This window comes from Streptomyces sp. NPDC002130, from assembly GCF_040296465.1.
In the GTDB taxonomy this organism is placed as follows: Bacteria; Actinomycetota; Actinomycetes; order Streptomycetales; family Streptomycetaceae; genus Streptomyces.
This window is the reverse complement of record NZ_JBEOXI010001066.1, coordinates 1-1178: the sequence shown is the minus strand read 5'-3', so window position 1 is coordinate 1178 and position 1178 is coordinate 1. Positions and strand designations below refer to the sequence as shown.

Below are 1178 nucleotides of genomic sequence, written 5' to 3'. Positions count from 1 at the left end.
GGCTCACCCGCAGACGTCATTGCAGCTGCGCGAACCACGTCCGACCACGTCAAGACGCTCCTGATCGTCGGACACGAACCCGGAATTCCCTGGACTGCACTCGATCTCGCATCGAACGAAAACTCCGAAGCGGCCCAACGTATCCGCGACAAGTTCCCGACTTCGGCGATCGCCGTCCTCTCCGTACCGGTGCCGTGGACCGACCTCGACGACTCCGTCGCGACGCTGCTCGAGTTTCACGTGCCTCGTTAGATCAACCACACCGCTAGAGCACCTCACGTAGCATGCGGTCCGAAAGTGCAAGCGCGTCACGGTCGTACGTCGACGTCGACGCCAACACTTCGTCGGCACCGGTCCGCTCGGCCAGATCGTGAAGTTGCTGCTTCACCTCGACGGGCGTCCCGTGGAGCGCCGACGCCATGAACGACTCGATCCGCCTGGCGTTTCGGTCACTGCGCGGGGCGTGCCTGATCTCGTCCGGTGACACCAGCGGCGGAAACTCCCCTGTCCGTGACGATTCTGCGAGTGCGTATGCCTCCGGGATCTGCAACTCACGCGCCGCGTCGGTGGTATCGGCAACCGCCACCTCGAGAGAGACCACCACATAGGGTTCGGGATGAGCGTCGGTGGCCCGGAAAGCCCGGCGGTACTCGTCCAGTGCATCCACCCGGCCGGTACCCCCGATTCCGAGTATCGGCCCACCCACGACCACCGGAAGCCCCAGTTGCGCTGCCACTTCCAGGCCCGTGCGCGTCGCGAGCACGAAGATCGGCACCCCGGTCTCCGACGCCGGCCGTGCCGTCACAGGCGCGGATCCGTCAAGGTAGCGCCGCACCTCTTCCAGATCCGACGCAAACGTGTCCGGAGCATCCTTGCTGCGTCGTAATGCCTGACGAACAGGCTCCGTGAATCCCAGCGATCGACCGAGGCCGAGATCGATTCGTCCCGGGTACAGAGCCTCCAGCATCAAGAACTGCTCGGCGACGATCAGTGGTTGGTGATTCGGCAGCATGACCCCACCGCTCCCGAGTCTGATCTCGCGCGTCTGCGCGCCGATCGCGGCGAGCAGTACTGCCGGCGACCCGCTCCCGATCCCGGGCACTGCGTGATGCTCGGCCACCCAGAACCGGTGGTAGCCGAGCGCGTCGGCGTGCGCGGCGCGTTCGACGGAATGCGTC

1 protein-coding gene and 1 pseudogene are annotated in these 1178 nt (G+C 65.6%); one reads left to right on the top strand and one right to left on the bottom strand.

From position 1 onward, the window contains the following. Positions 1 to 252: pseudogene (locus ABT116_RS48440) on the top strand (histidine phosphatase family protein); the annotation flags it as partial. Between the two features lie 13 nt (positions 253 to 265). Here the strand turns inward: ABT116_RS48440 and ABT116_RS48435 are convergent. Then, positions 266 to 1178, bottom strand: a 913-nt coding sequence (locus ABT116_RS48435) for an MsnO8 family LLM class oxidoreductase (RefSeq protein ID WP_351647916.1), incomplete at its 5' end; no start/stop codon positions are given.